Raw genomic sequence first — 5,022 nt, forward strand, 5'->3', positions numbered from 1 at the left:
CTCCAACATTGAGCAGGCGCGGGCTTCACGCGTGGCCTCGGGCGCAGCCATGCTGCCTACCCTTGATGGCACCGCCAGCGTCAGCCGCGGACGCTCGGCACCCGTGAACCGTACAGCGCCACCGATTGCCACAACCGCCCAGGTGGGTTTGCAGACCTCCTGGGAGATCGACCTCTTCGGTCAGTACGCCGCGAGCCGGGATGCCGATCAGCAGCGGCTGGARGGCTCCCAGGCGCTGTGGCATTCGGCGCGGGTATCGATTGCCGCCGAGGTGGCCACCCAGTACTACAGCCTGCGCGCTTGCGAAAAGCTGCTCGAGGTTGCGCGCTCCGATGCCGCATCCCGGGGTGAAACTGCACGTTTGGCGGAACTCAGCACCAGGGCAGGTTTTCAGGCGCCCGCCACCGCCGCATTGGCCAGGGCCAGCGCGGCCGAAGGCAACAGCAATGCCATCCAGCAGCGCGCACTGTGCGACCTGGATGTCAAGGCACTGGTGGCCCTGACTGCCATCGATGAGCCCGCACTGCGGCAAAAACTGGCCAGCACACCGGCCGACCTGACACAGGAATCGGTAGCGCCTGTCATCAGCGTGCCGGCGGAAGTGCTGGCCCAGCGGCCCGATATCTTCAATGCGGCACGCGAAGTGGACGCCGCCCACCTGGAAGTCGGCAGCGCACGCGCTCAGCGCTTTCCAAGACTCAACCTGAGCGGCTCGGTTGCGACCTCCAAGTCGTACACCGCCAGTACCACGCAGCGCTTTGACACCTGGACCGTCGGGCCGCTGCAGCTGACCATCCCGATYTTTGACGGCGGCGCCAGCGAAGCCAATGTAGAAGCCGCCAAGGCGCGCTACGAAGATGCCGCAGCCCAATACCGCGGCAGCGTGCGAAAAGCCGTACGGGAAGTCGAAGAAGCGCTGGTGAACCTGCAAAGCACGGCTGAACGCAGCCAGGATGCATTGATCGCCACACAAGGCTACCGCGCGTCGTTCGTCGGCACCGAAGCCCGCTACAAGAGCGGGCTGGCGAGCCTGGTCGAACTTGAAGACGCCCGTCGCACACTGCTGGCCGCACAAAGCGCCCTGGTCACGCTGCAACGTGACCGGCGCAGCGCCTGGGTTGCGCTGTACCGGGCGCTCGGCGGAGGCTGGACTACCGCCGAACCGCCTGTGCYGCCGCTGGTCTCCGATGTGCCGGCACCTTTCACCCCTGCTGCCCTCACCGCCCCCTGAGGCGCGGTTTGCCGACCCTGCCACACCTTATGACAGATCCTTTGAACACCATGCCAAACTTCAAACTAAAACCCGTCGCTCTCGCTGTGATCGCCGGGGCCGTGCTCGTTGCCGGGGCCGCAGCTTTTTTTCTTCTGAAGGCCAACGCAAAAGAAGACAAGGCAGTCACCGCAAAGCCGGCACTGACTGTCGCCACCGCGCTGCCGTCTCAAGTGACTTTGCCGGTGAAACTGAGCGCCAACGGCAATATCACCGCCTGGCAGGAGGCCGTGATCGGCTCCGAATCGAACGGCTTGCGGCTGGTGCAGGTGCAGGCCAATGTGGGCGACCAGGTCAAGGCCGGGCAGGTGCTGGCGGTGTTCTCGGGTGACAGCGTGCAGGCGGACACGGCCCAGGCCAAAGCCAGCCTGATCGAAGCCCAGGCCAACGCGGCCGACGCGGCAGACAACGCTGCGCGCGCGCGCACGCTGGCGAATTCGGGCGCTTTAAGCGAGCAGCAGATCAACCAGTACAACACCGCCGAGCAAACGGCCAGGGCGCGTGTCGAGGCGGCCAGGGCGCTCCTTGAGGTGCAGCAGGTACGCGGTAAAAACACGCAGGTGCTGGCGCCCGACAACGGCGTGATCTCCGCACGCACCGCAACGGTAGGCTCGGTGGTGCCGGCAGGCACCGAGCTGTTCCGCCTGATCCGGGGCGGCCGCCTCGAATGGCGCGCGGAAGTCACCTCGGCCGAGCTGGGCCGGATCAAGGCCGGCACGGTCGCCAGCGTGGTGGCGGCCAGCGGCGCCGAACTCAAGGGCCGGGTGCGCATGATCGCCCCGAGCGTGGACCCGCAGACCCGCGCGGCGCTGGTCTATGTGGACCTTCCCGTTTCGGCCGGCATGGCTTCCCCGGCCAAGGCCGGCATGTTTGCCCGCGGCGAATTCGATCTGGGCAGCACGTCCGCGCTGACCGTCCCGCAACCTGCGCTGGTCGTGCGCGACGGGTTCAACTACGTCTTTCGCCTCAACCCGGACAACCGCATCAGCCAGCTCAAGGTGCAGACCGGCCGGCTCGCCGGCGACCGGGTCGAAATTACCTCCGGCCTTGCTGCCGATACACGGGTGATCGTCAGCGGGGCGGGCTTCCTCAACGACGGCGACCTGGTCCGGGTCAGCGACGCCACCYCTGGAATTACGGCAAATCCGGCTATAGCGACCGCCAGTCGTGCGCAAGCAGCTATCAAATAAGGAGCGACTCGATGAACGTCTCCTCCTGGTCAATCAAGAACCCGATCCCTGCCGTCATGCTGTTTGTGCTGCTGACGTTCGCCGGCATGCTGTCGTTCAAGGCGATGAAGGTGCAAAACTTTCCCGACATCGACCTGCCGACCGTGACGGTCTCGGCATCGCTGCCGGGCGCCGCGCCCGCCCAGCTTGAGACGGAAGTAGCCCGCAAGCTTGAAAACTCCATTGCCACCGTACAGGGCCTCAAGCACATCTACACCAAGGTGCAGGACGGCGGTGTGAGCGTGACCGCCGAATTCCGGCTGGAAAAGCCGGTACAGGAAGCCGTGGACGATGTGCGCGCGGCCGTGTCGAAAGTGCGCAGCGAATTGCCCGGCGATGTGCGCGATCCGGTGGTCAGCAAGATGGACCTGGCCAGCCAGCCGGTGCTGGCCTTCACCATCCGCTCGCCGCGCATGGACGAGGAAGCGCTGTCCTGGTTTGTCGACAACGACATCTCCCGCAAGCTGCTGGCCGTACGCGGCGTCGGTGCGGTGAACCGCGTGGGCGGCGTCTCGCGAGAAGTCCGCATCGCGCTGGATCCCTCGAAGCTGCAGGCCCTGGGCGCGACAGCTTCCGACATTTCCCGCCAGTTGCGGCAGGTGCAAACCGAAAGCGCGGGTGGACGCGCCGACCTGGGCGGCAGCGAGCAGCCCATGCGGACGCTGGCGACGGTGAAGTCCGCACAGGAGCTGGCGCAGCTTGAGCTGGCGCTCAGCGACGGACGGCGTATCCGCCTCAGCGAGGTCGCCGCCGTGAGCGACACGACCGCAGAACCGCGCGCCGCCGCGCTGCTCGACGGCAAGCCTGTCGTCGGCTTTGAGGTGTCCCGCAGCCGGGGCGAAAGCGAAGTGGCGGTCGGCGCCGCCGTGCAGGCGGCGCTGGCCGAGCTGAAGCAGCAATACCCCGAAGTGGAAGTCCACGAAGCCTTCAACTTCGTCACGCCGGTGCAGGAAGAGTACGACGGCTCCATGCACCTGCTGTACGAAGGCGGCATCCTGGCGGTGCTGGTGGTGTGGCTGTTCCTGCGCGACTGGCGCGCCACCTTTGTGTCGGCCGTGGCGTTGCCGCTGTCGGTGATCCCGGCTTTCATCGGCATGCACCTGCTCGGCTTTTCGATCAACGTCATCACCCTGCTCGCGCTGTCGCTGGTGATCGGTATCCTGGTCGACGATGCCATCGTCGAGGTCGAAAACATCGTGCGGCACCTGCGCATGGGCAAGTCGCCGTACGAAGCCGCCATGGAGGCAGCCGACGAAATCGGCCTGGCCGTGGTGGCCACCACGTTCACGTTGATCGCCGTGTTCCTTCCCACCGCCTTCATGAGCGGCGTGGCGGGAAAATTCTTCAAGCAATTCGGCTGGACGGCCTCCCTGGCGGTGTTTGCCTCGCTGGTGGTGGCGCGCGTGCTGACTCCCATGATGGCGGCCTACATCCTCAAGCCCGTGGTGGGCACGCACTCCGACCCAGGCTGGATGAAGTGGTACATGCGTGCCACGACCTGGTGTCTGCATCACCGCCTGAAGACCATGATCCTGGCCACGCTGTTCTTCTTTGGCTCGGTGGCCTTGATCCCGCTGTTGTCCACGGGTTTCATTCCGCCCGACGACAACTCGCAGACACAGGTCTACCTGGAACTGCCGCCCGGCGCAACACTGGCGCAAACCCGGGCCTCGGCCGAACATGCGCGATTGCTGATCAGCAAGGTCAAGCACGTCAAGAGCGTGTACACCACCATCGGCGGCGGGTCGGCCGGCACCGACCCGTTCGCGATGCAGGGCGCAGCGGAAACCCGCAAGGCCACACTCACCGTGCTGCTGGACGAGCGCAGCGAACGGCCGCGCAAGCAGGGGATTGAAAGCAAGATGCGCACAGCGCTGGAAGCCCTGCCGGGCGTGCGCAGCAAGGTGGGGCTGGGCGGCTCGGGAGAGGCTTACATCCTCATGCTGACTGCTGAAGATGCCAATGCCCTGCAAACCGCGGCGCTGGCGATTGAAAAAGACCTGCGAACCATTCCCGGTCTGGGCAATATCTCGTCCAGCGCCAGCCTGGTGCGCCCCGAGATTGCCATCAAGCCGGATTTCGCCCGGGCAGCAGACCTGGGCGTGACCAGTTCAGCCATGGGTGAAACCCTGCGCATCGCCACGGTTGGCGACTACGAAGAGTCGCTGCCCAAGCTCAACCTTTCGCAGAGGCAGGTGCCCATCGTCGTCAAGCTGGATGAAGCGGCGCGCAAGGACCTCAGCGTGCTGGAGCGTCTTGCAGTTCCCAGYGTCAAGCCGGGCGTCGGCCCCGTCATGTTGGGACAAGTGGCGAGCCTGGAGATCACGGCCGGCCCGGCCGTGATTGACCGCTACGACCGCTCCCGCAACGTCAAGTTCGAGATTGAACTGTCGGGCCGGGCGCTGGGGGACATCACCGAAGCCGTGAAACTGCTGCCGTCCGTCAAGAATCTGCCGGCCGGCGTCAAGGTGGTGGAAGTCGGCGATGCCGAGGTCATGGGCGAACTGTTTGGCAGCTTCATCC

Annotated in this window: 3 protein-coding genes; all 3 read left to right on the top strand. The window is 65.6% G+C overall.

The window, feature by feature from the left end; genetic code table 11:
• A partial coding sequence (locus AC1DWI_RS13625) for an efflux transporter outer membrane subunit (RefSeq protein ID WP_477725018.1) occupies positions 1 to 1,231 on the top strand: 1,231 nt, incomplete at its 5' end.
• A 50-nt stretch (positions 1,232 to 1,281) separates the two neighbouring features.
• The gene (locus tag AC1DWI_RS13630; RefSeq protein WP_477725019.1) at positions 1,282 to 2,460 is read left to right on the top strand and encodes an efflux RND transporter periplasmic adaptor subunit; all 1,179 of its coding nucleotides are present in this window, start codon (positions 1,282 to 1,284) and stop codon (positions 2,458 to 2,460) included.
• Between the two features lie 11 nt (positions 2,461 to 2,471).
• Positions 2,472 to 5,022 (top strand): efflux RND transporter permease subunit (locus tag AC1DWI_RS13635; protein WP_477725020.1); only part of this gene is annotated, 2,551 nt, incomplete at its 3' end.

It is taken from the genome of Polaromonas sp. P3_C2 (assembly GCF_056402675.1).